We start from the raw sequence: 26,131 nt of genomic DNA on the forward strand, positions 1-26,131 counted from the left end.
ATATTTATAGTATACATTAAATTGAATTTAAGGGTGTAAATTTATGGATATACTTATTTAATAAAGAAGGAATTAAGTAGCAATATAAAATTATCTTCTCCATTGAATACTGCATTGCCTTTCGCCCTATCTTAATCTCCATAATTCTCATACAAATCCCTAACATAAAAACAACCCTTGAAATGCCTAAAATCAGACACATCCAAGGGTTTCGATAATGATTTTAACCCCAGACTGCTTCAGAGTGTACAGACTGTAGGTGGGAATAAGGGGGTTGGTGGTTTAATACATCTTTAAAACAAAAGATAGTGAATAAAATAAATCACATGAGTTGAGAGTTACATCAACCCTCTTCTCCAAAGTTATCAAGCAATGCACGCACTTCATCCGTCGATTTTGTGTTCATCAATTGATTTCTTAGTTCGCCAGCTCCACGGAATCCTTTGACATATATTTTGAAGAAGCGGTGTAGTGCTGTGATGGAACGTGGCAATTCTGCTGAATATTGATCTTGAAGATCCAGTTGTAATCTTAGAAGATCTAGATATTCTGAAGTACTATGCTCTTTCGGTTCCTTTTCAAATGCAAAAGGATTTTTAAAAATACCACGTCCAATCATAACCCCATCAACGCCATATTGGTGGACGAGCTTCAACCCAGTTTCCCGGTCAGGAATATCGCCGTTAATCGTTAATAGCGTATTCGGTGCGATACGATCACGTAATTTTTTAATTTCCGGGATTAGCTCCCAATGTGCATCTACTTGGCTCAATTCTTTTCTTGTACGTAGATGAATTGATAGATTAGCAATATCTTGTTCCAAAATATGTGTTAGCCAGTCCTGCCACTCCTCTAACTCCGAGTAACCAAGCCTCGTCTTAACACTGACAGGTAAACCTCCCGCTTTTGCTGCTTGTATAATTTCAGCTGCAACATCTGGACGTAAAATTAGGCCGCTTCCTTTCCCTCTCGTTGCTACATTAGGTACAGGACAACCCATATTAATATCTATTCCTTTAAAGCCAAGTTCTGCCATGCCAATACTCATTTCACGGAAATGGTCGGGCTTGTCTCCCCATATATGTGCAACCATTGGCTGTTCATCTTCTGTAAATATCAAACGTCCACGAACACTTTTCTGTCCTTCCGGATGACAATAGCTCTCCGTATTTGTAAACTCTGTAAAAAATACATCCGGTCTACCTGCTTTACTTACGACATGACGAAAAACAACATCCGTCACATCTTCCATTGGTGCAAGTACAAAAAATGGTCGTGGTAAATCAAGCCAAAAATTCTCTTTCATATTCAAAGTTCAAATCCTCTCATCATGGTGTAATCGGCGAGTAAATATATAAAATAATTTCATTCAATCATACTAATTTATGAAATCCCTATAGCATTGATTTCGACTTTAGGCGGGCGGTTTCCATGGGCGGCTCGAGCCTGTAGTCTATCACTCGTGTTGGTCCCGCTGGAGTTGCTTCCTTCCCCTCCAATGTAACACTCGTATATTTAAATTAAATAAGTAATTATGAAATCGACTTCTACAAGTCATTATTATAGTATAACCTAGCTTTTTAAAATTATCTCCAAACATGTTTGCTAAAAAGTTCAATGTTTAAAATTTCACTATTACTTGTTTTCTCCTTGAATGTAGAATTAAAAGCAGACGGTCATTTAGAGGTGCATATCGCCCTTCCAAACCGTCTGCTTTTTTATTCCATCAAATATTTAGTTAGATAAAACCATAGTGTATTATTTTGATGATGCGATTTTTATATGAGCTAAATGATGCTCTTCGTGCCAAGCTAATTTTGCAACTTTTGTTGCCACTGTTATTGTACCGTTTGTTTTGTGAGTAAAGGCTCGTTCTAATTGATCTTCAGTTAAACTTTGTCCTAAGTATACAATACGCTCATTTATCCCCTCTAACATTTTAATAGAACATTCTACAGGAAGCTCTGTATCTGGTTGAACAGCCCACTTTTCCTCACTAAAACCTGGTACTACTGGATTCTCATCAGTTAAAGCTAGCTTCAAACGTTGGTACATGTTCAACTGTGAATCTGCAATATGATGAACAAGCTGACGAATTGTCCATGCACCTTCACGATAGGTTTTGTTTAAATCCTCATCACTTAATGTATCAACAGTTTCTCTAAGTCGCACCGTATACGTTCTAATATCCTGTAGCCATTCTTGAATATTTTCTAATGTTACTTTTTCAGGAACTTGTAATTCTCCAATTGGGTATCTAACATTCACTTTCAACCCCCTTTTTCCTATTCTTTATTTTTGATATTTACACTACTATATCAAGCGGCTTAAATGTTGTTAACATTACTAAACTAATAATCACCTATTATTGGAACTAAAAAAGTCGATTCCTCACTTGGAACTCCTTCTTTAACTTAGGTTGCTAACTTTCCATTCCTGCAATTCCAAAACCACCAGGTCCTGCATGGGTAGAAATCATTGCGCCAGCTTGCATCCATGTTACTTTCTCGAAACCTGTTTCATTTGCGATTTCATTCATTCTACTCTTAATACTCTCATCTAGTCCGATAGAGTAGATTAAATACAGCTGTTTTCTATCAATTTCGTATTGATTTAAGTAATCTCGCATGAGCTTTTCCGCCACAATGTTCATACTCCCACGATATTTTCTAGTGGAAACAAGCTTTCCTTCTATTAACTCTATACAGGGCTTTATTTTTAATAATAACCCTCCAATATAAGCTACATTACTTACCCGTCCACCCGCTCTGAGAAAGTCTAAACTACCGGGAAGGAAAGCCAATCTTGTTTTAGGAACCACAGATTCTATTTTTTCTATTAAGTGAACATGACTAATGGAAGGTTCTTCCTCGAGTAAAGTTGCCGCATATATCACGATTGCAGCCAATCCACCTGTAACGTTTAGTGCATCAATGAGAAAAAGATCTTCAAAACCTTCCGCGGCAATTAACGCACTCTGAAAGGACGCAGATGCTTTAGAGGTATATCCAATGTGAATAATAATGCTATCTGGAAAATCTATTCTAATTTTTGTAAACAATTCATGATACTCATGTACATTCGTTGCTGTAGTAGATGGTATTTTTTTTGTGCGACTATGATAATCAAAAACTTCCTCTACCGATAGCTCACCATCTAAATAATCCTTCCCATCCATGATGACGTGCATGGGTACGACTTGAATTTGAAATTTTTCAACCAGGTCCTTCGGTAAATCCGCTCCACTCTCTGTCGAAAAAATAATCCTTTTCATTGAACATTCCTTTCAACTAACGCAGCTGTCCTGCTGCGTAATTAGTTATTTATATATCCTAAATATACACTAGAAAGGGATATTATTCATTAAATAATCAGAAAATTTTAGCGAGTAATGGATTACCAACACTAATGTAGACATATAAAACAAGGTCTATTAAGCTTCTCTATAATGTAAAATCATCTATTCTTTTCAAACTAAATCTACAATACTTACTTACCACCATTCATGATTTAAAACTAGTATAAATGTAAAAGCAGTCGGTTTAGATATGCATCATTGCACTTCTAAACCATCTGCTTAATTAATTTATTGAATTAATGTTACATCTATAAACCGTCAAAACCCTCATTCCACGGTTAACTAAAAGTCTTGAGACCAAACGTTCTTTTCACACTCTGTTCTCCCATTCTTTTCGAGTTACAATAAAGTTGTGATTCCCCTTATTCACCTAAGTGTAGTAAGGAGAAGGGTTAGGAGGAGAAAATTAGGTTAATAAGTGTGTGTAGCCATCCGCTCCTACCTCGCTCGCATTAGTCCATCACATTTAGCACATAACTCCACTTTTCATCGTCGGTTAATATGGCCATTTCTACTTCTAAATTGCCACCTAGACAAACATTCTGCCCTTGAATGGAAACAACCATTGCTTGCACGATTGGATTACTGTCATTTTTTTGATAGACATCGCCAATTCTAGGTGTATACGTTTCCGACAAATTGGTTTCTGCCGGTTGTGATTCCGACTCCTCAGCCATTTCTGCATTCGGGTCCTGTAAGTCGATAATCGTCGCACCATCCTCAAGTCCAGGAACCATCACCCAGTATTCATCATGTCTGATTCCATTCGACAGATTACTAATCACGCCATTTCTTTCAACCGAGGATACGATTTCAATAGCGTTGAGATGGTGATGATCCAGCGAATCAGGTTTTGGATTGATCACTAAAATGTAATCACCTACTTTAGCCTTGACGTCCTTATTGAGTGTAAAACGTTTTTGATTGTAAGCAAAACTATCTAAGTGTTTAGGCTTATAGAAATCAATTTCTTTCGCCATAGCAAGCTGTTGTTTAAAATTCTCCAGGCGAATGAGATGAATTGACTGTTTAAAAAATGCCTTTACTGAATACACTTTATGCAATTTATTTTGATAATAAACAAATTGGCCTTTACGAACGTTTACAAGCTTCATTTATCATCCCACCTCGCTGTAAAATATTGTTGATCTCCAATCATTCGGTTCGTTTGATTGTTTTGTAAAACGATATGACCATTAGAATAAGAATAATAGAAAATGGGAGTGCTGCAATTATGAGCATATTTTGAAAACCGTCAAGACCGCCGGAGTACATAACAATTGCAGCCATCGCTGAGAGAATCAGGCCCCAAACTATTTTCACGACGTTTGATGGATTAAGTTGTCCTCCTGTACTAAACATACCGAGTACGAATGTGGCTGAATCGGCAGATGTAATGAAAAATATCGCAATCACAACTATCGTCAAAAAAGATAGTATCATACCAATTGGGTAATGTTCATACATGCCGAATGTTACTGTTTCTGTAGCCAATTTGGACAGTTTTGCAATGCCATGTTGTTCTAAGTTCAATGCTGACCCACCAAATACAGCGAAAAAAATGAACGTCACAAGGGTAGGGGCGATTAATACACCAATTATAAATTGTCTAATTGTACGTCCCTTTGATACACGTGCAATAAACATTCCAACAAATGGTGCCCATGATATCCACCATGACCAATAAAAGATGGTCCAGTCGTTAACCCAGTCCCTTTGAGCTTCGTTTACTGGCTTTAAATCGAAACTCATTTGTATAAAGTTGCCTATATAATTACCGATTGTCGTTACAAACATATTTGTAATATACATTGTTGGCCCTACGATAAATAATGCGAGCAGCAGTATAAGTGCGAGCCACAAGTTGATCGAACTTAGATATTTAATGCCGTTTCCAATACCTGTCCATGCGGATGCGATGAAAATGACAGTGGCTACAACTAAAATAATTAGTTGAAACCAAAAAGATTTCGGTGCGTTAAATAAAAAGGTTAATCCACTGTTGATTTGGGCCGAGCCAAATCCAAGTGTGGAGGCAACGCCGACCACTGTAGCAAAAATAGCAAGTGTATCGACTACTCGGCCAACAGTGCCGCGCATCATTTTTTTGCCGAATAAAGGTTCAAGTGTTGCGCTGATCAAACCAGGAGCGCCTACACGGAATTTAAAATAAGCAAAGATTAGTGCAACTACAGCGTATAATCCCCAGCCGTGGAAACCCCAATGTAACGAAGTGTATTGAAGCGATTCCAAAATCGCCTGCTCCGAACCCGGCTCCGCGTTTGGTGATTTTATAAAAGCATGGGAGATGGTCTCTGCTGTCGTAAAAAACATGAGTCCGATTCCCATACCTGCACTAAATAACATTGCAAACCAGGCAGGCAAGCTGAAATCCGGTTCATCATCATCTTTCCCCAGCTTTATATTACCAAAACGTGAAAACATCATATAAATACAAAAACTGATTAGTGCAACGATAACAAGTGTGTAAAACCATCCAAACTGATTGGAAATAAAATCGGTCACGGATGCGGTAAATTCATTTAAATAATCGGGAGCAAGAGTTCCCAAAAGCACAATTGCAATACATATAGTAATGGCATACCAAAATACTTTTGTAATATGCAACAAAACTCCCCCATTCTTTACTAATAACAGGGTGTGTATTCTTATCTATCTCTATGCATATGTATCATTCAAAAAATCCCCCGACCATTAGACCAGGGGAACATGAAACACACTTCAGTATTCAACTAAAATCCGCTAAACCTATTGCCACCAAGTTATTTCAACATTATTAAAGCCACACACTCCACGTGTGTTGATTGTGGGAACATATCCACTGGTTGAACCTCTTTTGTTTTATAGCCGCCATCTTCTAAAATTCTCAAATCACGAGCAAGGGTGGCAGGGTTACAAGAAACATAAACAACACGCTTTGGACGCTGCTCAATAATTGTCGTAAGTAGTGCTTCGTCACAGCCCTTTCTTGGCGGGTCAACTACCAAGACATCCGCTTGTTTTCCTTCTTTGTACCATTTAGGTATAACTTCCTCTGCAGGACCAGCCTCAAAATAAGTATTAGTAAAACCGTTCAGCTCCGCATTTCTTTTTGCATCCTCAATAGCCTGAGGAACAATTTCTACACCAAGTACTTGTTTTGCTTTTTGTGCTAAGAATAGAGAGATTGTACCAATACCACAATAAGCATCAATAACTGTTTCATCACCTGTAAGCTGAGCATAATCCAAAGCTTGCTTATAAAGTACCTCAGTTTGTTCTGGATTTACTTGATAAAATGAGCGAGCCGAAATTTCAAAGCGAACATCTCCGATTAAGTCTTCAATAACTGCTTTTCCCCAGATAACGTTTGTTTCATTTCCGAAGATCACATTTGTGTTTCGGCTATTCACATTATGAACAATCGATTTCACATTTGGCTCTACTTCACTAATGAACTGAATAATTTCCTCTTGCTTCGATAATTTCGCATGCTTCGTTACTAGTACAACCATCACTTCTCCAGTTGCTCGTCCTTTACGTACGACTAGGTGACGAAGCTGACCTTTTTTCGTTTCTTCATTGTATGGAATTAAATCTAGTTTCAACGCATTTTCCTTTACTGCTCTTAGTAATCTATCTGCTTCATCTGTTTGTATTAAACAAGTATTCGTATCTGCAATTCGATGTGATTTCGATTGGTAGAATCCTGCGATTACCTCACCATTTTCTAAATCAAATGGAATTTGGGATTTGTTGCGATATTCCCATGGCTTGTACATGCCTTTTACAGGAAGCACAGGCGCATCTATCTTCCCTATGCGTTTCATGACATTGCGAACCATACTTTCTTTCCATTCAAGCTGTCCTTCATACGTCATATGCTGAAGCTGACATCCCCCACATTCATAAAACACTGGGCATGGTGCTTCTACACGAAATGGTGAAGGCTCCACGATATTTTTCAATTTGGCAAAGCCATAGTTTTTTAATGTTTTTAGCACATGTACTTCGACAGTTTCGTTCGGTAAGCCTCCAGCTATAAATAGAGGATATCCATCGACCTTTGCAACTCCTGCTCCGTCATGTGTTAAATCTTCAATATGGACTGTTAACTGATCATTTTTTTGTACTGGTGTATTCAATGTTAAACTCCGTTCTAGTTATGATTGATTCATTATACCAAAAAGAATGCGTACAAGTCTGCTGACTCATACGCATAATCATATATTTTTCCGTTATTTTATCTGTATATGTATTTTGGGGGTCTTCTAGCTCGATTTATTGCTCATGGAATACGATTAGGATTAGTTTACTGCATAGAGTTTCTCGTGAAATTCCATACACTTTAACTTACGTTGTAAATCAAAAAAAGCAACCAAAATTATTACTTTGGTTGCTAATACTTTATTGGTTAGGATTCTTTACTTCGATGTCTTTTATAGTCGTCATGAAAGATTGGAACAAACCCATTCTGTTCCATTTTTATATAACGTTGCTCTAAATGAGTTATTATTTTTTGACCTTTTTCTTTCGAAAAGACGCCGTACTCAACGTATTTGTTGATAATTTCTTTCTTTTGCTTAAGAGCTTCTTGTTGTAACACCTTCATCTCTTCTTGCTGCTCCGACGTTAATTTTACATCTGTTGGCATGTCTGCCTTTGCCTCCATTGACGTCAAACCCATCAACCCAACAGTCATTAAAATCGCTGTCATTACATTTAACCAACGTTTACTCATTTACATTTCCTCCTCTCTTGTTTTGTTTTATCGTGTGCTATTTAACATCATTTATCCTTTTTTTGAAAAACTGGATAGTTTCTAAAGGTGGATATAAACAAAAAAACCTCAATTTTGAGGTCTCTGAATTATTGTTTTACTTCTGTAATTTGCTTGTTTACGATTTTTGATAACTGATCCCAGGTATGAATTTCAAATGTCGGTTGGATATCAGTATGATTTAGTTTTCTTTTTGGATTAAACCAACATGTATCAATTCCAAAATTATTTCCACCTTGGATGTCGGATGAAAGTGAATCTCCTATCATTAATACACGCGATGGATCGGAAATTTGAAGTCGTTCTAATGCATATGCAAAAATTTCTTTTTGCGGTTTTTGAAATCCTGTTTCTTCAGAGGTAATTATGACTTCAAAGAGATTTTTTAATGCCGAGCCATTTACTCTAGCATGTTGGGCGTCTTTAAATCCATTAGTAAGGAGTGCAATTCGAAAATCTGTTAAACTTGCAAACAATTCCTCTACTCCATCAATCATATGAACTTCTTTTCCTAAATTTTCTATGTACTTTTGACCGCATAATATCGGATCTATATCTAAGGAATGTTCTATAAATAATCGTTTAAAACGTTCGACCTTTAATTCCGCTAAAGATGTGCGACCATACTCAAGGTCATCCCATAACACCTTACTAATCGATTTATAACTAGTAAAATAATCTTCTAAACCATTTGGAAGTCCATACTCTTCAAATAAAAGACGGAGTGCATTCTGTTCAGTCATTCCAAAATCGAGCAATGTATCATCTAAGTCAAATAATAGTACATCGTACCTCATAAAATTCCACCTTTCATACTCCTATAATTTTAGCATATTAAGGTGAATATTATACCGGAATAGCCTTTATTATTATCCAGTATTAAGAGACTATTTCATTGGCGAAAATGTATTTTAAGAGCTATATTTGATAAGAAATGGGCTATTTTATTAAATTTTAGGGTTTTAGTGCAAGTTTTATTGGAGATTTTTAGATTTATGGGCTCTATTTATTTGTCTATGGGCTATTTTAAACTTTTTAGGGCCATCCTCAATATAAAAAATAACCTCAATCTATACGATTGAGGTCATTACCTTTTATTCGTCCTTCACTGCTCCGTCCCTAGAAGCAGCCCAAAAGGCTACGATAATGGAGCCGATTAATACGATGAATGGTGCGTAAAATATCATAAACTCTGTCATATAATCTCTCCTCCTTACGCGTGGTTATTTTCTTTTTTTCCACGTACATAGTCTTTATTGAATAAAAATAATCTTAGTAATAAATACAACGATGGGATTAGCAGAGCAAGCCCAGCTATAAAAGCGACAATTAAGGCAATAGCCATAGCTTCATTTGTAAAGCTGTCATATATCGTTAAGTGTGGATACAGTAAATATGGAAGATGCGCAAATCCGTATGAGAAGAACGCTATTAAGAATTGCCCTCCTAGTAGCACAAATGCCAATCCGTAACTTCTTTTCGACCATAATAACCATACTGTTCCGATAAAGAGCAATAACGACAATGCAAATGCCCACCATATATCGAGCATATTTTCATAGTGCTCCAGATTATGTGAACGGAGCTCCACCATAATTCCGCCCGCTGTTATAATGGTGGGAAGTGCCCAAATGAGCGCATACTTTCTCATCAGCCTAGTTGCATCTAAATCACCTGCTTTATTGGCATACCAGGTCAAAAACACTGATGAAATATACAAAACAGAAGAAAGGCTTAGCACTACAATCGACCATGTGAGAGGACTTGTAAATAGCGCTTCATAATCGAGAGTTGGTGATTCATTAATCATGTGAACAAAGCCGCCCTCTGAAATAGTTAATACAATGGAAAGTGCTGCTGGGATAAATAGACCAGCAAGACCATACATAAATGAATATCCCTTATGCCCTCTAGAACCATACGTTTCAAAAGCATAGTAGGAGCCACGGATTGCAAGTAATATTAACGCTATACTCGCAGGTACTAGTAAGGTCGTACCATAATAAAAAGCAGTCTTCGGGAAAAATCCGATAATGCCAACAAAGAAAAATACAAGAAACACATTCGTTACTTCCCAAACTGGTGACAAGTAGCGCTGTATAATATTCGTTAGAATTCGTTGCTTACCAGTGAGTAAACTGTAAGCGTTAAAAAAACCTGCACCAAAGTCAATAGATGCAACGATCAAATAGCCAAAAAGAAATGTCCACAACACAAAGATTCCGATGATTTCTAATGTCATAATATATCACCGCCTTTTTCTACATGTCTATCCTCTATTTCCTGTTCCACTGGGTTTTTCCTAAACATGCGCGTTAAAACTACAATACTTCCGACACCAAGTACCAAGTACAGTCCTGCAAATAGTATGAGCATAATATCCACATGGGGACTGGTCGTTGCAGCATCTTCGACTCGCATAATACCTCTTAGAATCCAAGGCTGCCTTCCGACTTCTGCAAGCCACCATCCTGCTTCAATCGCTATAATTGATGCCGGTCCACCTAGAACAATGAGCCAGCGATACCACTTGGAGTTAACAAATGCCCATTTTAGCTTCGTACCTAGCCAGTATAATCCCGAAAGTACTACCATCGACATACCAATCGTCACCATAATATCGAAAAGATAGTGGATATATAACGGTGGTGTTTCATCTGCAGGGAACTGATCTAAACCAATTACTTCTGCAGTCGGATTAAAATGTGCTAGAATGCTTAAAGCAAAAGGTATTTCTATCGCATACTTCACTTCTCCATCATCTAAGATTCCATATAAAATTAGTGGTGCACTTTCTTCCGTTTCAAAATGCCATTCCGCAGCTGCTAGCTTTTCTGGCTGATATTCAGCTAAATATTTCCCCGAAAAGTCTCCAATAATAGCAGTAGCAATTGAGAATACTAAGCCAACCTTCATTGTTAAGAATAATGCTTTTTTATGATATATATGATTCGAGCCTTTCAATAAACGGAAAGCTGCAATTGCCGCTAACACAAATGCAGACGTCATATATGCAGTCACTACTACATGTGCTACCTTTGTTGGCATAGCAGGATTGAACATAGCTAGAAGTGGGCTAATATTCACTAACTCTCCGTTTAATACATCAAACCCTTGGGGTGCATTCATAAATGCATTTACGATTGTGATAAAAACAGCGGAAAATGATGCTCCAACAGCTACTGGAATAAGTAACAGAAGGTGCTTCTTTTGATTCTCAAATCGATCCCATGTGTATAAGTAAATTCCTAGGAAAATAGCTTCAAAAAAGAAAGCAAATGTCTCCATAAATAGTGGAAGGGCAATAATATTTCCCGCTAGTTCCATAAAGTTCGGCCAGAGTAAAGAAAGTTGCATACCAATCGCTGTTCCAGTCACTACACCAACTGCAACAGTAATTACGAATCCTCTCGCCCATCTTCGTGCTAGTAATATGTAATGTTCATCATTCTTTTTAATACCTACCCATTGGGCTATCATAATCATTAAAGGAACACCAACACCAATAGTTGCGTAAATAATATGAAACGATAAGGTCAATTCGGTTAGTACGCGACTAAAAAATACGGATTCTTCATTCATCATTCTTCCCCCTTTCTAATTACCAAATATTCTCCCCGCAATCGATAGCATCATGATTCCTGCCACAATAAAAGCAAGCCACATTAAATACTTTTCCTGTTTCTTATACATGTGCTTCACCCCTTTACCTACATAATACCCAAAATTAAAGTTATTGAACTTTATTATTATGAAGGTAATACAAAATTATGATAGCAAGACAGGGATTTTTGATTTTCTATGGTTTAAAATTTCATACAAAAAAGCTCAACATTTATAATGCTGAGCTTTTGCTTACGGTCTATCCTGTTCTCGAATTTCATCGATTGGAACAAAGACCTCTATATGTCTATATAAATTTTGGAATGTTGCAGGAATAGTCCCTCCGTATTCCCCGTCTAGGTTAAGAAGAACTTTATCATCAGAAGTAACTTTAATATGTTTCGCTTTTTTATGAATAACATGTGGATCTGCTAAGTGATCTCCGCGTAAAGCTAAAGACGCCACACGAATAAATTCAGCAATGTTCACTTTTTTTAGAATCAATAAAGAAAATAACCCATCGTTAATACTCGAATTTGGAGCAAGTTTTTCAAATCCACCTACTGAATTCGTTAAACCAACTAAGAACATCATTACTTCGTCCTCAAATACTTCCCCATCATATTCAATTCTAACCTTTGTTGCGTTGATCGATGGAAGCATCTCTATACCTTTTAAATAATAGGCAAGCTGCCCAAGCATCGTTTTAAGTTTGCTCGGTACTTCGTAAGTAAGTTCCGTAATTCGACCGCCACCAGCAATATTGATAAAATAGCGATCATTAACTAAGCCTACGTCCACTGGAATCGAATCACCTTTAATAATAATATCCACTGCTTTTTTTATGTCTCTTGGAATATGAACAGCTCTAGCAAAGTCATTTGTCGTTCCCATCGGAATTAGCCCAATTTTAGGACGTTTCTCAAATTCACTTACACCTGCAACTACCTCATTAAGCGTTCCATCTCCTCCAGATGCAATGATAATATCAAAGCCATTTTCTACCGCCTTCTTCGCTGCCTCGATGGCATCTCCTTCAGCTGTGGTCGCATGACATGATGTTTCATATCCAGCGATCTCTAAGCTTTCCAAAACCTCTGGTAAATGTTTTTTAAATAACTCTCTTCCGGAAGTTGGATTATAGATAATTCTTGCACGTTTCATACTTATTTCCTTTCTGCTTCACAATACTTACTTCTCATAAAGACTATACATCATTACAAAAAGTTCCATGACACTATTAAAAGAGTCGACTCTAGCCGACTCCTTTAGGAATGTGGTTAGTAATATTTTATTTTTGTAGTGCTTGAATCCAAGTATTACGTATACCTTCATATACAGCTAGATGAAATTCCTGATTGCTGATAAACTCATTAGTCATTTGCGCATAAAATTCTTTTTGTATTTCCTCAAAAGAAGGATCTTCTTTTGCAGGAAACTTTGCTCTACCATCCATTACAAACTGTTGAACTAACCCTGCGCGTGGACCCCATTTAGAAACCACTTCACCATCTCTATTTAACAACAAATAAACAGGAATTGAACGGCCACCATTTGTTAAATGCTGATCTATTAAATCCAAGTTTTCATCGCGATAAACAGCACGTACTTCAATATTAGCAGCCTCTGCAATTTTACGTAAAATAGCATTATTCATCATAGCATCGCCACACCAGTCTTCTGTAATAACTAGTATATGTGGTGTTTTTTCCTTTAATACTTCAATAAATTCATCATCTGCGGGTACATCGAATTTATTGTAGATGCTGAAAGATTCTTCTTTCTTCGTAGTCATATCATCCATATATTGAGTTAGTGGCTTTGCATTTTCAAAATATTGTTGTTCTGTAGACAAGTGAGTTGCCTCCTTTTTTTCTAAGTATACTTCGTTTTCAATCGTTATTCAAACAAGCTAGACTATTCTATAACTTTTTATATTATTGATTTCTTCTTCGCTTGAAATAAAATAACGTCATTCACTTTTTTATGTATTTCTCCATCCTTATAAAAAATGGCGCCTCCATCTGGGAGAGCATAAATAGTACGTTCAGTGGAAAGTGCAAATAATTCATCATCAGATGCTTCGTTATAATGTACCTCCACGCTAAAGTCTACTAAACCTAAACCTTTTATCACTAACGACTCTGGATAATCATCGTCTTTTGTTAAAATACATTCCCGGCAAAATGCCAAAGCCCCTGCACTATAACCAATTTGTAACCTAGGATAATTTCTAATGCTTGAAGAAAGTTCTTTTTCTTCGATTATCTTGAGTAACTTTTCTGGTCTGCCACCTATCAAATATAGAACATCACTCTCATTTATCATCGAAACCATTTCTTTTGTGGAAAGTTCCTCATGTAATAAATCTAGTGTCACATTTGAAATGTTAGAGAAAACCTGTATTAAACTTTCCATCCAACTATCATACTTTGAAATTTCCGTTGCAAAAGGAACTACTAAAACTTTCGAATTTGGTTTAATCCTCTTCGACAATTCTTCAAATACTTCATCCAATTCACCTTTTAAAACATGCCCGCCACCAATAAAACATAACTCCACTGTGCTTACTCCCCATTACGTATTAATTAAAATATTCTTTCATCATAGCACCAACACACATGGAAATAAATACTATTTAGTTTTTGTATCCCTAAAATTTGGATGAATGAGAGGTTGTATGCTATACGAGAGAGCACCGATCACATATAAGAAAAACCTTCTATAAGTGGGTTTACTTGCCGTGGGATGGGGTTTACTTGCCGTGGGATGGGGTTTACTTGCGCTCGAGGTGGATTTACTTGCGGAGTTGGTTAGATACTTGCGCTCGGGACCTGTTTACTTGCGGAGTTGATACTTTTACTTGCTAAACGGGATTATCTGGAAGGTTTAAATGCTTTTACTTGCGGAGTATATGCTTTTACTTGCTAAACGGGATTATCTGGAAGATTTAAATGCACTTAGCTTTTCGCCAAGGCGAAAAGCTTCCTTATTTGGATCTACTTGCGCTCGAGGTGGATTTACTTGCGAAGTTGGCTAGATACTTGCACTCGGGACCAGTATACTTGCGGAGTTGATGCTTTCACTTGCTAAATGGGATTATCTGGAAGATTTATATACTCTTAGCTTTTCGCCTTTGTGAAAAGCTTCCATATTGGGCTTTACTTGCCCTCAGGGTGGTGTTACTTGCGGAGTTAGTGAGATACTTGCGCTCGGGACCAGTTTACTTGCGGAGTATTTACTTTTACTTGCTAAACGGGGTTATCTGGAAGATTTATATGCTAATAGCTTTTCGCCTTGGCGAAAAGCTTCATTATTGGGGTTTACTTGCGCTTGGGAGCGGATACTTTTATAGAAAAAAGGATGCCCAAATGAAATGGGCATCCCTGAGTATTAGCGTTTTACGATTTCTTCGTTCAAGATTTTGTTAACAAGAGGCGGATTTGCTTGGCCTTTTGTTGCTTTCATGATTTGTCCAACTAGGAAGCCGATTGCGCGGTCTTTCCCGTTTTTGAAGTCTTCGATAGATTGCGGATTAGCATCAAGTGTTGCTGTTACGATTTCGCGTAGGGCGCCTTCGTCAGAAATTTGTACTAAGCCTTTAGCTTTTACGACTTCTGCAGCGTCTCCACCGTTGTCAGCAAGCTCTTTGAAAACTTTTTTCGCGATTTTTGATGAGATAGTACCATCCGAGATCAATTTAATCATTCCAGAAAGATTAGCAGGAGTTAGTTCTATATCCTTCAATTCTTTTTGGTCTGCGTTTAAGTATGCAGAAACCTCACCCATCATCCAGTTAGCAGATAGTTTTACGTCAGCTCCATCAGCAATAGTTGCTTCAAAGAAGTTAGCCATATCCTTAGATAATGTTAATACATGTGCATCGTATGGAGATAACCCTAACTCTTCTATATAACGTTGTTTGCGAGCATCTGGTAGCTCTGGGATTTCTGAGCGTACACGTTCTAACCATGCATCATCAATTACAAGATCCACCAAATCTGGCTCTGGGAAATAACGATAATCGTCCGTACCTTCTTTAACGCGCATAAGAATCGTTTTACCAGTTTTCTCATCATAGCGACGAGTTTCTTGTTCAATGATTCCACCAGCAGATAATACTTCTGCTTGACGAACTTCTTCGTGCTCTAGTCCTCTACGTACAAAGTTGAATGAGTTTAAGTTTTTCAACTCAGTTTTAGTACCAAATTCTTCTTGACCATAAGGGCGAATAGAAATATTCGCATCACAGCGTAAAGATCCTTCTTCCATTTTACAATCTGAAACGTCTGTATATTGGATAATAGATTTTACTTTTTCTAAGTAAGCATAAGCTTCCTCAGGTGTACGGATATCTGGTTCTGAAACGATTTCAACTAGCGGAGTTCCTTGACGGTTAAAGTCAACTAAAGAATATCCATCTGCATGGGAAAGTTTCCCAGCATCTTCTTCCATATGAAGACGAGTAATTCCAATACGTTTTTTCTCACCGTTTACTTCAATTTCAACCCAACCATTTTTACCGATTGGTTTATCAAATTGCGAAATTTGATATGCTTTCGGATTATCTGGATAGAAATAGTTTTTACGGTCAAACTTCGTATTCTGCTCGATTTCCATATTTAGCGCAAGTGCTGCACGCATTGCAAAATCGACTACGTTTTTATTCAATACAGGTAATACACCCGGGTATCCTAGGTCTATTACTGTTGTGTTTGTGTTTGGTTCAGCCCCAAAATGATTAGGTGCTGATGAGAAGATTTTCGAGTTAGTTTTTAACTCTACGTGTACTTCTAATCCAATAACTGTTTCAAAGTTCATGTTATTTTCCCTCCCAAATCTGAGGAGTTTGTTTATGGAAATCAGTAGATTGCTCATAAGCATGTGCTACGCGATAAATCGTTGACTCGTCAAAATAATTCCCGATAATTTGTAGACCTAGTGGTAATCCATCTTCAAATCCACAAGGGATAGAAATTGCTGGTACACCTGCAAGGTTAATTGGAATTGTTAAAATATCATTTGCATACATCGTCAATGGATCTTCTACGTTTTCTCCAATTTTGAATGCTGGAGTTGGTGCCGTTGGTCCGACAATTACATCATAATCCGCTAAAACTTTATCGAAATCTTGTTTGATAAGTGTACGAACTTGCTGTGCTTTTTTATAGTAAGCATCGTAAGTACCTGCGCTTAATGAATAAGTACCTAGCATAATACGACGTTTAACTTCGTCACCAAATCCTTGTGCACGAGTTTCTTTATAAAGATCCAATAAGTTTTCAACGTTTTCAGCACGGAAGCCATAACGAATTCCATCAAAACGAGAAAGGTTGGAAGAAGCCTCAGAAGATGAAAGAATATAGTATGTAGCTAAAGCGTATTTAGAATGTGGCAATGAAACCTCTTCCCAAGTTGCTCCCTGTTCTTCTAATACTTTCAACGCATCCATAATAGATTGGCGAACTGCTTCACTTACACCTTCTCCTAAATATTCTTTAGGTACAGCAATACGAAGACCTTTAATATCTCCTGTTAAAGCTGCTACAAAGTTTGGAACATCAACATCTGCTGAAGTAGAATCATTTGCATCAACTCCAGAAATTGCTTCTAGAAGTAGTGCATTGTCTTCTACGTTACGAGTGATCGGACCAATTTGATCTAAAGAAGAAGCAAACGCTACTAGACCGAAGCGAGAAACACGTCCATACGTAGGTTTCATGCCGACAACACCACAATAGGATGCTGGTTGACGAATAGATCCACCAGTATCTGAACCTAGCGAGAACGGCACCTCACCAGCTGCTACTGCTGCTGCTGATGCACCTGAAGAACCACCAGGAACACGATCTAATGACCAAGGGTTTTTAGTTGTTTTATAGGCTGAATTTTCATTGGAAGATCCCATTGCAAATTCATCCATATTCAATTTACCGATTGTAATCATACCAGCCTCGCGTAACTTTTTCACAACCGTTGCATCATAAATAGGATTGAATCCTTGTAAAATTTTACTTGCACAAGTAGTTTCTAATCCTTCTGTTACGATATTATCCTTTACTCCGATCGGTAAACCGAATAATGGTCCACGTTCTTCAAAAGGTATTTTTTCTAATTCTGTAGCTGTTTCTAATGCTTTTTCTTTATTCAAAGCTAAGAAGGCTTCTACTTCGCCATCAAGTTTTTCTACACGTGCAAAAGCTTCGTTTGTCAAATCCACTAAAGAAACTTCTTTATTATGTATAAGCCCTTGTAATTCTTTCGATGAGCGATTAAATAACGTCATGATTTTCCCTCCTTACATTTATTAATCCATAATTGATGGTACTTTTACTTGACCAGCTTCTTGGTCTTTCACATTTAACATCATCGTATCTCTTTCCAAACCTTTAGTAGCTACGTCTTCACGTAGCACGTTTACTAATGGAAGGACATGTGTAGTAGGTTCTACATTTGTTGTATCCAACTCTTTTAATTGCTCAGCAAATTCCGTGATTGCTCCTAGTTGAAGTGCAAACTTTTCTGCTTCTTCCTCTGTAATTGCAAGTCTCGCAAGATGGGCAACATGCTTTACTTCTTCTTTTGTTAACTCCGCCATTTATCACACCTCCGAATTCAGGTAACCATACGAAATATCATATCATTTTTCACTCTGCTTGAACAGAGAGTACCTCTTTACTCCTTATTGTGTGTATATATGCACATACGGTTCTTCATCACCAGCTTTTTTCACTAATAATGCCTCTGCACCATCTATCGAATTCACTTGTACTTCAATATTCATCGCAGGGAGATTTTTTACTAAGCCTGCAAGATGCTGTGTAAATCCAATAACCTCTGCAGTACCATAAAACTGTATAGGAATAGTGATTGTCAACTTTTGAAGTTGCTTATCTTTGAAATAACCTGTCCCAATAATACTCGTATAATTGGAAAAGTATGTTTCTACATCTTGTTTGAAGCCGCGGAAAACTGTATCTAAATCACGGTATTTTTCTTGAGAGTCCGCAGTAGGAAATAGAACATACTCCTCGTCAATTGCTTTCCAGTCAGATACATTTTTTCCTGCTGTCGCTGTACTATACGTAAAATATGTTCCTGGAACAACTGCGTTCCGGCTATTTTGTTTGAACAAGCCGACTACAATTGGAATATCCGCAAGACCATCCATTTTACGTAAACGGGTAACTACTTCTTCAGCGATTCGTTTGCCATTCTCTTCAATCTGAGCCTGGGTCAGTTTCTCTTCAAACGTAGCACCATATTTTTCTTTGTTGTAGTAATAAGTTGAATTTAACGCCAATCCTATGGAAATTCCTGATAGACTTACTTTATTATCTACTTTTTCTAAATAGTTTTGTTCCACGATATGCGTAATATAAACCGGGGCTTTTTTTGCTTTTTCTTCCCCAGTTAAACCTACATCACTAGGATTTAATCCACCTTCTTCTTGATTGCTTCTTGCTAGCCAATCCTTTAAGGTACTCGTATCTAAGTACTGCCCTTCCTGGAACAAATACTTTTCTGGCGAAAACTCATTTTGAGAAATACGAAGAAGTCCATTTTCCACTTCCTTCATATCATACTTACTAGATAAGTTGGATACTACTAACCCTCTACTCGCACTTTCCTCGTAAGGTAATAATGTTCGATAATATGTTTCGTCTAGCTGCAAACTCGGAATTATTACTGATTTGGCCTCTGCTGCTTCTTCTGTATTTTGAATAACCTCTGTTTTGTCATCCAAAGAAGGGGCACAACCTGAGACCGTTAGTAATAAAGCCAGCGTCAACATGCCTATATGTTTTTTGGTCATGTTCGCCACTCCCTTTACTCCGCTATGGAGTCTAATAATTTTTGTTCATCCCAAACCTCGATACCGAGGCTTGTGGCTTTTTCAAGTTTAGATCCTGCTTCTTCTCCAGCAATGACCAAATCTGTTTTCTTACTGACACTTCCAGCAACTTTACCACCTAATGACTCTATTTTTTCTTTTGCTTCTGTACGAGATAGTTGCATTAGTTTACCTGTTAAAACAACTGTTTTCCCTGCAAATGGACTATTTTCCATTACATTCGCATCAATAATTCTACCAGTATACTGTAGTGTCAATCCTGCTTCTTTTAAGCGATTAACCAGTAATTGGACTTCTTCTTGCTCAAAATAGGTCACTAATGAATCAGCCATTTTGTCTCCAATTTCAAAAATCGCTATAAGCTCTTCTCTTGTTGCTTTCATTAGCGCATCAAAGCTATGAAAACTCTCGGATAATATTTTTGCCGCTTTTTCCCCAATATGGCGAATTCCAAGTCCAAATAATACTTTTTCCATTGAGTTTGCTTTAGATGCTTCTATTGCTTCCACTAAATTAGTTGCCGATTTGAGTCCCATACGCTCAAGCTTTACTAAATCGTCCACTGTCAGATTATATAGATCTGAAATATCTTTTATTAATTGTTCTCTAAACAGCTGTTCAACCACTTTTTCACCAAGTCCATCAATATTCATGGCATTGCGAGACGCAAAGTGGTAAATACCTTCTTGGATTTGAGCGGGACATTGTGGATTTACACAACGAAGTGCGACTTCTTGTTCGATTCTAACTAATTCACTTTCACAAACAGGACAATGGCTTGGCATTTCGTATGGTACTTCCGTGCCTTTTCTCTCTTCCTTTATAACGGAAACTACTTCTGGAATAATATCTCCAGCTTTTCTGATAATAACATGATCACCAATTCTAATATCCTTTTCACGGATTAAATCTTCGTTATGAAGTGTTGCACGTTGCACAGTAGATCCAGCTACTTGTGCCGGTTCTAAAATAGCAGTTGGAGTGACAACACCCGTACGACCAACCGTTAAGTCAATATCGATAATTTTAGTAACTACTTCCTCTGCCGGAAATTTGTACGCTATCGCAAAGCGTGGACTCTTCGCGGTAAACCCTAGCTCTTCTTGCTGTGCATAGTCATTTACTTTAATAACAATCCCATCAATTTCATATGGAATGTCATGTCTTTTTTTCGTCCATTCTTCTATAAAGCTAAGTACTTCTTCAATGGATGTACATTTTTTTGTTTCCTTATTAGTTGGTAACCCCTGTTTCTTCATAAATCCTAGTGCATCCAAATGATTGTCTATATTCTGATCCTCACCATCGCCACCCATACCATATACGAACATGGCTAAATTACGACTAGCAGTAATTTTAGGGTCGAGCTGACGTAAGGAACCTGCTGCCGCATTGCGTGGATTGGCAAATAAGACTTCTGCTTGTGCTGTACGTTCTTCATTCAACTTAGAGAAGGAAGACTTTGGCATGTATGCTTCCCCTCTTGCCTCTATGGTTACCTTTTCTTTTAAGCGCATTGGAATCGAACGAATGGTTTTAATATTACTTGTAATATCTTCACCGGTGGAACCATCCCCACGGGTAGCTCCTCTTTTTAAAAGTCCATCCTCATACAATAAGGAAATTGCAAGACCATCAATTTTCAATTCACATACATACGTTGGTGACTCACCGATAATACCTTGAATGCGTTTATCAAAATCACGTAAATCCTCTTCGCCAAATGCATTGGATAGGCTTAGCATTGGATTGGCATGAGTTACTTTTTTAAAGCCTTCACTTACGATGGAACCAACTCGCTGAGTAGGAGAATCTGGTAATATTAAATCTGGATTTTGTTCCTCCAAAGCTATTAGTTCATGCAAGTATTGGTCGTATACGGCATCCGGAACAATAGGATCATCTAATACATAATAGGCATGTCCATAATCATTCAACAATTTGTGTAGCTCTTGTACTCGTTGTTCTAACTGATCCATCCAGGGTTCCTCCTGTTGTGATTATACTTTTTCGATTGGGGCAAATTTTGCAAGCAGACGCTTAATACCCGTAGGACTTGGGAATGCAATATCTAGCTCAGTATTCTCACCTTCTCCACGAACACTGACAACCATACCTTCACCCCATTTTTTATGAGTCGCTTTGTCTCCGACTTGCCAGCCCATTTTTTCTCCACCAGACTCGTTGTATGCTGGACGAGTAACTACTGCTTTACGAGTATTACCACTAGCTTTTGCATGTCTTTCTGGATTTTTGCCAATATCTTTTGTCCAACCAACGACTTCCAGAATATCATCTGAAATTTCTTTGATAAAACGAGATGGGCTATTAAAACTTCCACGACCAAAAATAGTTCGAGACTGCGCACAGGTAATTACAAGTCTTTCTTCTGCTCTAGTGATTCCCACGTAGGCCAAGCGTCGTTCCTCTTCCATTTCATCATCGTCACCAAGTGATCGTGAATGTGGGAAGATGTTTTCTTCCATCCCAATGATAAATACTACAGGGAATTCTAACCCTTTTGCCGCATGCATTGTCATTAAAATAATATTCCCTTTAGATACATCTTCATCTTCATCCAATTTATCTATATCTGAGATAAGTGCCAAATCAGTTAAAAATGCAACTAACGACTTGTCATCACTCTGTTTCTCAAATTCTTTCGTTACAGACAGAAACTCTTCAATATTTTCTAAGCGACTTTCTGCTTCAATTGTCTTTTCATTTTTCAACATCGTGCGATATCCTGTCTTATCTAGCACTTGCTCGACAATTTCTGTCACAGACAAAAACTCCTGCATTTGGGTCAGGTTATTGATTAACCCTTGAAATTGAATAACTGAGTTTACAGCACGAGCTGGTATCCCCATAAAGTCCACTTCACTTAACGCGTCTAAAATCGAGCGGTCCTGGTCCAGTGCATAGAGCGCCATACGTTCAAAGGATGTCGCTCCAATGTTTCGTTTAGGCTCATTAATAATCCGAGCAAGAGACAAATCATCATCGTTGTTGGCTATCAAACGTAGATAGGCAAGTAAATCTTTAATCTCTTTACGATCATAGAATTTTGTGCCGCCCACAATTGTGTAAGCCATATTCGATTTAACGAGCACTTCCTCCATCACACGGGATTGAGCATTCGTACGGTATAAAATAGCAAAATCATTTAAAGTACGATTTTCTAGTTCCATCAAGTCTTGAATTTTTTGAACTACATATTGTGCTTCCTGCTGTTCATTCATCGCTCGGAATAACTCGATTTTTTCCCCTTCTAGATTCTCCGTTCGCAAAACCTTCGGATATCTACTCGTGTTATTACCAATGACGTCATTTGCTGCCTGTAAGATTCGTTGTGATGAACGATAATTTTGCTCTAGCATAATTGCTTTTGCATTTGGGTAATCTTTTTCAAACGATAAGATATTCTGAATATCAGCTCCACGCCAACGATAAATTGATTGGTCCGAGTCACCAACGACACAAATATTTTTGAACTTTTTAGCAAGCATCTGCACTAGTTCATACTGTGCTTTGTTCGTATCCTGATATTCATCCACATGGATATACTGGAACTTGTTTTGGTAAAATTCAAGCACATCAGGAACTCGTTTAAATAATGTCAATGTCAACATGATTAAATCATCAAAATCGAGGGATTGGTTCTTTCTCAATTTTTTTTGATAGCTTTGATACACATTTGCCACTGTCTTTTCAAATGGATTCATCTCATTCATCTGCGCACGATACGTATCCGAATCGATACAAATATTTTTGGCACCACTGATGGCATTAAGCATCGAGCGAGGGTCATATTGTTTCGAATCAATATTTTGTTCTTTTAGCACATTTTTAATAACCGTTAATTGATCACTTGTATCTAATATCGAAAAGTTTTTTGTGTATCCAATTCGATCAATATCTCTTCTTAAAATACGTACGCACATGGAGTGAAACGTTGACACCCACATTCTTTCCCCTGTTCCTGCTCCCAATAAGCCGTTAATACGTTCACGCATTTCTCTTGCCGCTTTGTTTGTAAAGGTGATTGCTAAGATTTTCGATGGGTATACTTCTTTTTCCACGATTAAATATGCGATTCGATGCGTTAATACACGCGTTTTCCCTGAACCTGCACCAGCCATAATAAGAAGTGGACCTTCTGTTGTCTTCACGGCTTCTTCTTGTTCTTTATTCATACCATTCAATAGGTTTTTCGCGATGATTTCCATAGTGCACTTCCTTTCGAGAACATTTGTTCCCTAATCATATCGTAATTCTATTGTTTACTCAATGTCTTTACAGCTTGAACTGTCTTTAATGCCTCTGCCAAGTTGTCGTATACTTGATTGCCCACAATGATTGTATCCGCATAGGTAGCCATTTGTCTTGCATGCTCCTCTGTTTGTATACCTCCACCATAAAATAGCTTTGTGTTTTTTAAACGATTCTTTACTTTTTTCACAGTTTCTACGTTTCCATACATTCCGCTATATTCCATGTAGAAGACTGGAAATTTAAATAAATACTCCACCATTTCCGCATAAGCTATTATATCTTCTTCACTGCTCGGATTCACTGCATTCGTCAATTTTGCCGCTTTACAATCGGGATTTAAAATGCAATACCCCTCTGGGATAATCTCATCCCAATTCATAACTTCTCCGAACTCCTTGGTAGCTGCATGATGTAAATCCTTTACCCACTTCGTTTCAGAGCTATTTAATACACTCGGTATAAAATAATAATCGAACCCAGGTGTAATAGATTCAATCGTAGATACTTCTAATGCCACAGGAACTGCATACCTTCTAATACGCATGAGCAAATCAATCACATTGTCGAGTGTTACATTGTCAGATCCACCGATGATAATTGCATCTGTACCAGATTCGCAGATTTTTTCTAGAGCATCTGCACCTATAGGTTTTGCCGGGTCTAACTTAAATATATGTCGCCAATCTTTATATTCCATTTTTTTCACCTACATCTAATTAGTTAACATTCATCCATTATAACAAAAAAACTGAACAGACATCGCTGTTCAGTACATGTTCTAACATATTTTGAAAACTTATATTTTTCTTCCTACTCTTTTATTGTTGGTACTGGATTTTCATCAGGATATAGTCGCCCTAACATCTCATCGTAGGTACCATTACCATAGTCATATGCACGTCTTACACGTGATATTGTTGCAGTACTTGCCCCAGTTTCTTTTTTTATAGATTCATATGTTTTTTTCAAGCGCAATAAATGTGCGACCTCGAAACGCTGTGCCAAGGATTGAATTTCACTTATCGTACATAGATCATCAAAAAATCGATAGCACTCTTCCATATCCTTTAATTCTAGTACCGCTTTAAATAGTTGTTCGGTTTGATTGCCTTTAATTTTTTCAATCTGCATTGCGGTCATCTCCTCTTTATTTAATTGGCTATATTATTTCGTATCTGGATTTTCACTTATTACATACAATACCTAGGCTAGTTAAGGTAAATAAGTTACCATTTCCTCTAATCCAGGACTAGTTGGTATAAAATTGATCCAAGTCTGTCCCGGTACTAGTTTTGCAGGAACCCCATTTTCCATCGGCATAAGAATTCCATCAATATTTTCCCATTCGATTTCCTTCATAATACCTGCTTGGAATATATAAGCTCTTCCTCCATCATTCAAAGATAACTGACGTCTACCAGAACTATCAATAACTTTATGTGGAATTTCCATGCATATTACATTTGCAATTTTAATAGCTTTGTCTGTCTCTTTATCTATTGTAAGAACTCCAGCGGTCTCTCTCTCATAAATACCCTCATCCGATATATACGTATATTCATTCTCAAAAGATGAGCCCGATCCGTAATGGATAGAAAAATTAGATACGGGATTACCAATTTTTATCCCTTCAAAGGATTCATAGAAAGAGAACCTAGGTATTTTACTCATTTCCATCGAAGCTCCTACTTTTTCCGCACCTGCTAAAATCTTTTCTTTTGTAATATACGAATTATGAGGAGCTTTTCTTTCACTTGATCGCTCAAATAATATGCCATCGTATTGCATTCCATTTATATTATCAACTACTCTAGAACTCAGCATTTTTTGAGCATCTGGACTATATCCATGTGCAATATAAAATGCGTCTAGCCCTTTGGCAACGTCAACAAAGTAATCTCTAGCACTTCTAACAGGTCCAAGTTTTTCTGGAATCTCACTTTGGTACACTGCTAAAAATCTTGTCACATTGCCTTCTGCTAACATTTCATAAATGATATCTGCTTTTGCTATTCCCGACTGTGGACGTGCGAGCGGATGATTGTTGATAGTGACTAATACGGGTCTTTGTGTCAATTCTTTTTCTGAGCCAATACCAGTGAAGGGAGCCCTATACGGCAGCACTTCTTCCTCCGCTTGTACTTCTACTTCTTCCACTACATCTTCTATTATCTCTTCTACTGGATCTGCTTCATCTTTACTGGAACAAGCTACGAGAAGTACACTAGCAGCTATTAAAATTCCCCATCGTTTGAACACA

At 37.5% G+C, this 26,131-nt stretch carries 23 protein-coding genes; all 23 read right to left on the reverse strand.

Features of this window, described 5'->3' with window-relative positions; all coding sequences use genetic code 11:
• Nucleotides 1–343: 343 nt before the first annotated feature.
• The 23 genes from MKY29_RS17680 to MKY29_RS17785 all read right to left on the reverse strand — a co-directional run bounded on the left by MKY29_RS17680 (nucleotide 344) and on the right by MKY29_RS17785 (nucleotide 26,130).
• The gene (locus MKY29_RS17680; RefSeq protein ID WP_090568563.1) at nucleotides 344–1,306 is read right to left on the reverse strand and encodes a tRNA dihydrouridine synthase; all 963 of its coding nucleotides are present in this window, start codon (nucleotides 1,304–1,306) and stop codon (nucleotides 344–346) included.
• 452 nt (nucleotides 1,307–1,758) lie between these two features.
• Nucleotides 1,759–2,268, reverse strand: a complete 510-nt coding sequence (locus tag MKY29_RS17685; RefSeq protein WP_241598357.1) for a YfiT family bacillithiol transferase — start codon at nucleotides 2,266–2,268, stop codon at nucleotides 1,759–1,761.
• Between the two features lie 154 nt (nucleotides 2,269–2,422).
• Entirely contained in the window at nucleotides 2,423–3,274 is an 852-nt protein-coding gene (locus MKY29_RS17690; RefSeq protein WP_241598353.1) for a DegV family protein, read from the reverse strand.
• 536 nt (nucleotides 3,275–3,810) lie between these two features.
• Nucleotides 3,811–4,473 carry a hypothetical protein gene (locus MKY29_RS17695; RefSeq protein ID WP_340880400.1) on the reverse strand — a complete coding sequence of 221 codons (663 nt, stop codon included), beginning with the start codon at nucleotides 4,471–4,473 and terminating at the stop codon, nucleotides 3,811–3,813.
• Nucleotides 4,474–4,513: 40 nt separating this feature from the next.
• The gene (locus MKY29_RS17700; RefSeq protein WP_340880401.1) at nucleotides 4,514–5,989 is read right to left on the reverse strand and encodes a BCCT family transporter; all 1,476 of its coding nucleotides are present in this window, start codon (nucleotides 5,987–5,989) and stop codon (nucleotides 4,514–4,516) included.
• 152 nt (nucleotides 5,990–6,141) lie between these two features.
• A complete protein-coding gene (rlmD, locus tag MKY29_RS17705; RefSeq protein WP_340880402.1) occupies nucleotides 6,142–7,503 on the reverse strand; it encodes a 23S rRNA (uracil(1939)-C(5))-methyltransferase RlmD in 1,362 nt (453 codons plus the stop codon).
• Between the two features lie 269 nt (nucleotides 7,504–7,772).
• Nucleotides 7,773–8,099 carry a YckD family protein gene (locus tag MKY29_RS17710; protein WP_093495209.1) on the reverse strand — a complete coding sequence of 109 codons (327 nt, stop codon included), beginning with the start codon at nucleotides 8,097–8,099 and terminating at the stop codon, nucleotides 7,773–7,775.
• A gap of 128 nt (nucleotides 8,100–8,227) precedes the next feature.
• Nucleotides 8,228–8,935: a YjjG family noncanonical pyrimidine nucleotidase gene (locus MKY29_RS17715; protein WP_093495210.1), complete on the reverse strand. Its 708-nt coding sequence runs from the start codon at nucleotides 8,933–8,935 to the stop codon at nucleotides 8,228–8,230.
• A gap of 297 nt (nucleotides 8,936–9,232) precedes the next feature.
• Nucleotides 9,233–9,337, reverse strand: a complete 105-nt coding sequence (gene cydS, locus MKY29_RS22025) for a cytochrome bd oxidase small subunit CydS (RefSeq protein WP_416235963.1) — start codon at nucleotides 9,335–9,337, stop codon at nucleotides 9,233–9,235.
• A gap of 14 nt (nucleotides 9,338–9,351) precedes the next feature.
• On the reverse strand, nucleotides 9,352–10,380 hold the full coding sequence (locus MKY29_RS17720) for a cytochrome d ubiquinol oxidase subunit II (protein ID WP_340880403.1): 1,029 nt from the start codon (nucleotides 10,378–10,380) through the stop codon (nucleotides 9,352–9,354).
• Nucleotides 10,377–11,723, reverse strand: coding sequence for a cytochrome ubiquinol oxidase subunit I (locus tag MKY29_RS17725; RefSeq protein WP_090568038.1), 1,347 nt, complete (start codon nucleotides 11,721–11,723; stop codon nucleotides 10,377–10,379). The genes MKY29_RS17720 and MKY29_RS17725 overlap by 4 nt, the downstream gene beginning before the upstream one ends.
• A gap of 270 nt (nucleotides 11,724–11,993) precedes the next feature.
• Nucleotides 11,994–12,905 carry a diacylglycerol kinase gene (locus MKY29_RS17730; RefSeq protein ID WP_093495212.1) on the reverse strand — a complete coding sequence of 304 codons (912 nt, stop codon included), beginning with the start codon at nucleotides 12,903–12,905 and terminating at the stop codon, nucleotides 11,994–11,996.
• A 127-nt stretch (nucleotides 12,906–13,032) separates the two neighbouring features.
• Nucleotides 13,033–13,596, reverse strand: coding sequence for a thioredoxin family protein (locus tag MKY29_RS17735; protein WP_340880404.1), 564 nt, complete (start codon nucleotides 13,594–13,596; stop codon nucleotides 13,033–13,035).
• Nucleotides 13,597–13,673: 77 nt separating this feature from the next.
• The gene (locus tag MKY29_RS17740; RefSeq protein WP_340880405.1) at nucleotides 13,674–14,303 is read right to left on the reverse strand and encodes a Type 1 glutamine amidotransferase-like domain-containing protein; all 630 of its coding nucleotides are present in this window, start codon (nucleotides 14,301–14,303) and stop codon (nucleotides 13,674–13,676) included.
• Between the two features lie 831 nt (nucleotides 14,304–15,134).
• Complete coding sequence (gene gatB / locus MKY29_RS17745; protein ID WP_090568027.1) at nucleotides 15,135–16,562, reverse strand: Asp-tRNA(Asn)/Glu-tRNA(Gln) amidotransferase subunit GatB; 1,428 nt, start codon at nucleotides 16,560–16,562, stop codon at nucleotides 15,135–15,137.
• 1 nt (nucleotide 16,563) lies between these two features.
• Nucleotides 16,564–18,027 (reverse strand): Asp-tRNA(Asn)/Glu-tRNA(Gln) amidotransferase subunit GatA, encoded by a 1,464-nt coding sequence (gene gatA, locus MKY29_RS17750; protein ID WP_090568024.1) that lies wholly within the window; start codon nucleotides 18,025–18,027, stop codon nucleotides 16,564–16,566.
• Nucleotides 18,028–18,048: 21 nt separating this feature from the next.
• On the reverse strand, nucleotides 18,049–18,339 hold the full coding sequence (gatC, locus tag MKY29_RS17755; protein WP_090568021.1) for an Asp-tRNA(Asn)/Glu-tRNA(Gln) amidotransferase subunit GatC: 291 nt from the start codon (nucleotides 18,337–18,339) through the stop codon (nucleotides 18,049–18,051).
• 84 nt (nucleotides 18,340–18,423) lie between these two features.
• On the reverse strand, nucleotides 18,424–19,557 hold the full coding sequence (locus MKY29_RS17760; protein ID WP_340880406.1) for a CamS family sex pheromone protein: 1,134 nt from the start codon (nucleotides 19,555–19,557) through the stop codon (nucleotides 18,424–18,426).
• 14 nt (nucleotides 19,558–19,571) lie between these two features.
• On the reverse strand, nucleotides 19,572–21,575 hold the full coding sequence (gene ligA, locus MKY29_RS17765; protein ID WP_340880407.1) for an NAD-dependent DNA ligase LigA: 2,004 nt from the start codon (nucleotides 21,573–21,575) through the stop codon (nucleotides 19,572–19,574).
• Nucleotides 21,576–21,596: 21 nt separating this feature from the next.
• Entirely contained in the window at nucleotides 21,597–23,825 is a 2,229-nt protein-coding gene (pcrA, locus tag MKY29_RS17770) for a DNA helicase PcrA (protein WP_340880408.1), read from the reverse strand.
• 47 nt (nucleotides 23,826–23,872) lie between these two features.
• On the reverse strand, nucleotides 23,873–24,568 hold the full coding sequence (locus tag MKY29_RS17775; protein WP_241598278.1) for a heptaprenylglyceryl phosphate synthase: 696 nt from the start codon (nucleotides 24,566–24,568) through the stop codon (nucleotides 23,873–23,875).
• Between the two features lie 113 nt (nucleotides 24,569–24,681).
• Nucleotides 24,682–25,002 (reverse strand): YerC/YecD family TrpR-related protein, encoded by a 321-nt coding sequence (locus tag MKY29_RS17780; protein WP_090568010.1) that lies wholly within the window; start codon nucleotides 25,000–25,002, stop codon nucleotides 24,682–24,684.
• Nucleotides 25,003–25,083: 81 nt separating this feature from the next.
• Entirely contained in the window at nucleotides 25,084–26,130 is a 1,047-nt protein-coding gene (locus MKY29_RS17785; RefSeq protein ID WP_340880410.1) for a DUF3048 domain-containing protein, read from the reverse strand.
• Between the last annotated feature and the right edge of the window lies 1 nt (nucleotide 26,131).

Origin of the sequence: Psychrobacillus sp. FSL K6-2365 (genome assembly GCF_038003165.1) — a bacterium.
In the GTDB taxonomy this organism is placed as follows: Bacteria; Bacillota; Bacilli; order Bacillales_A; family Planococcaceae; genus Psychrobacillus; species Psychrobacillus psychrodurans.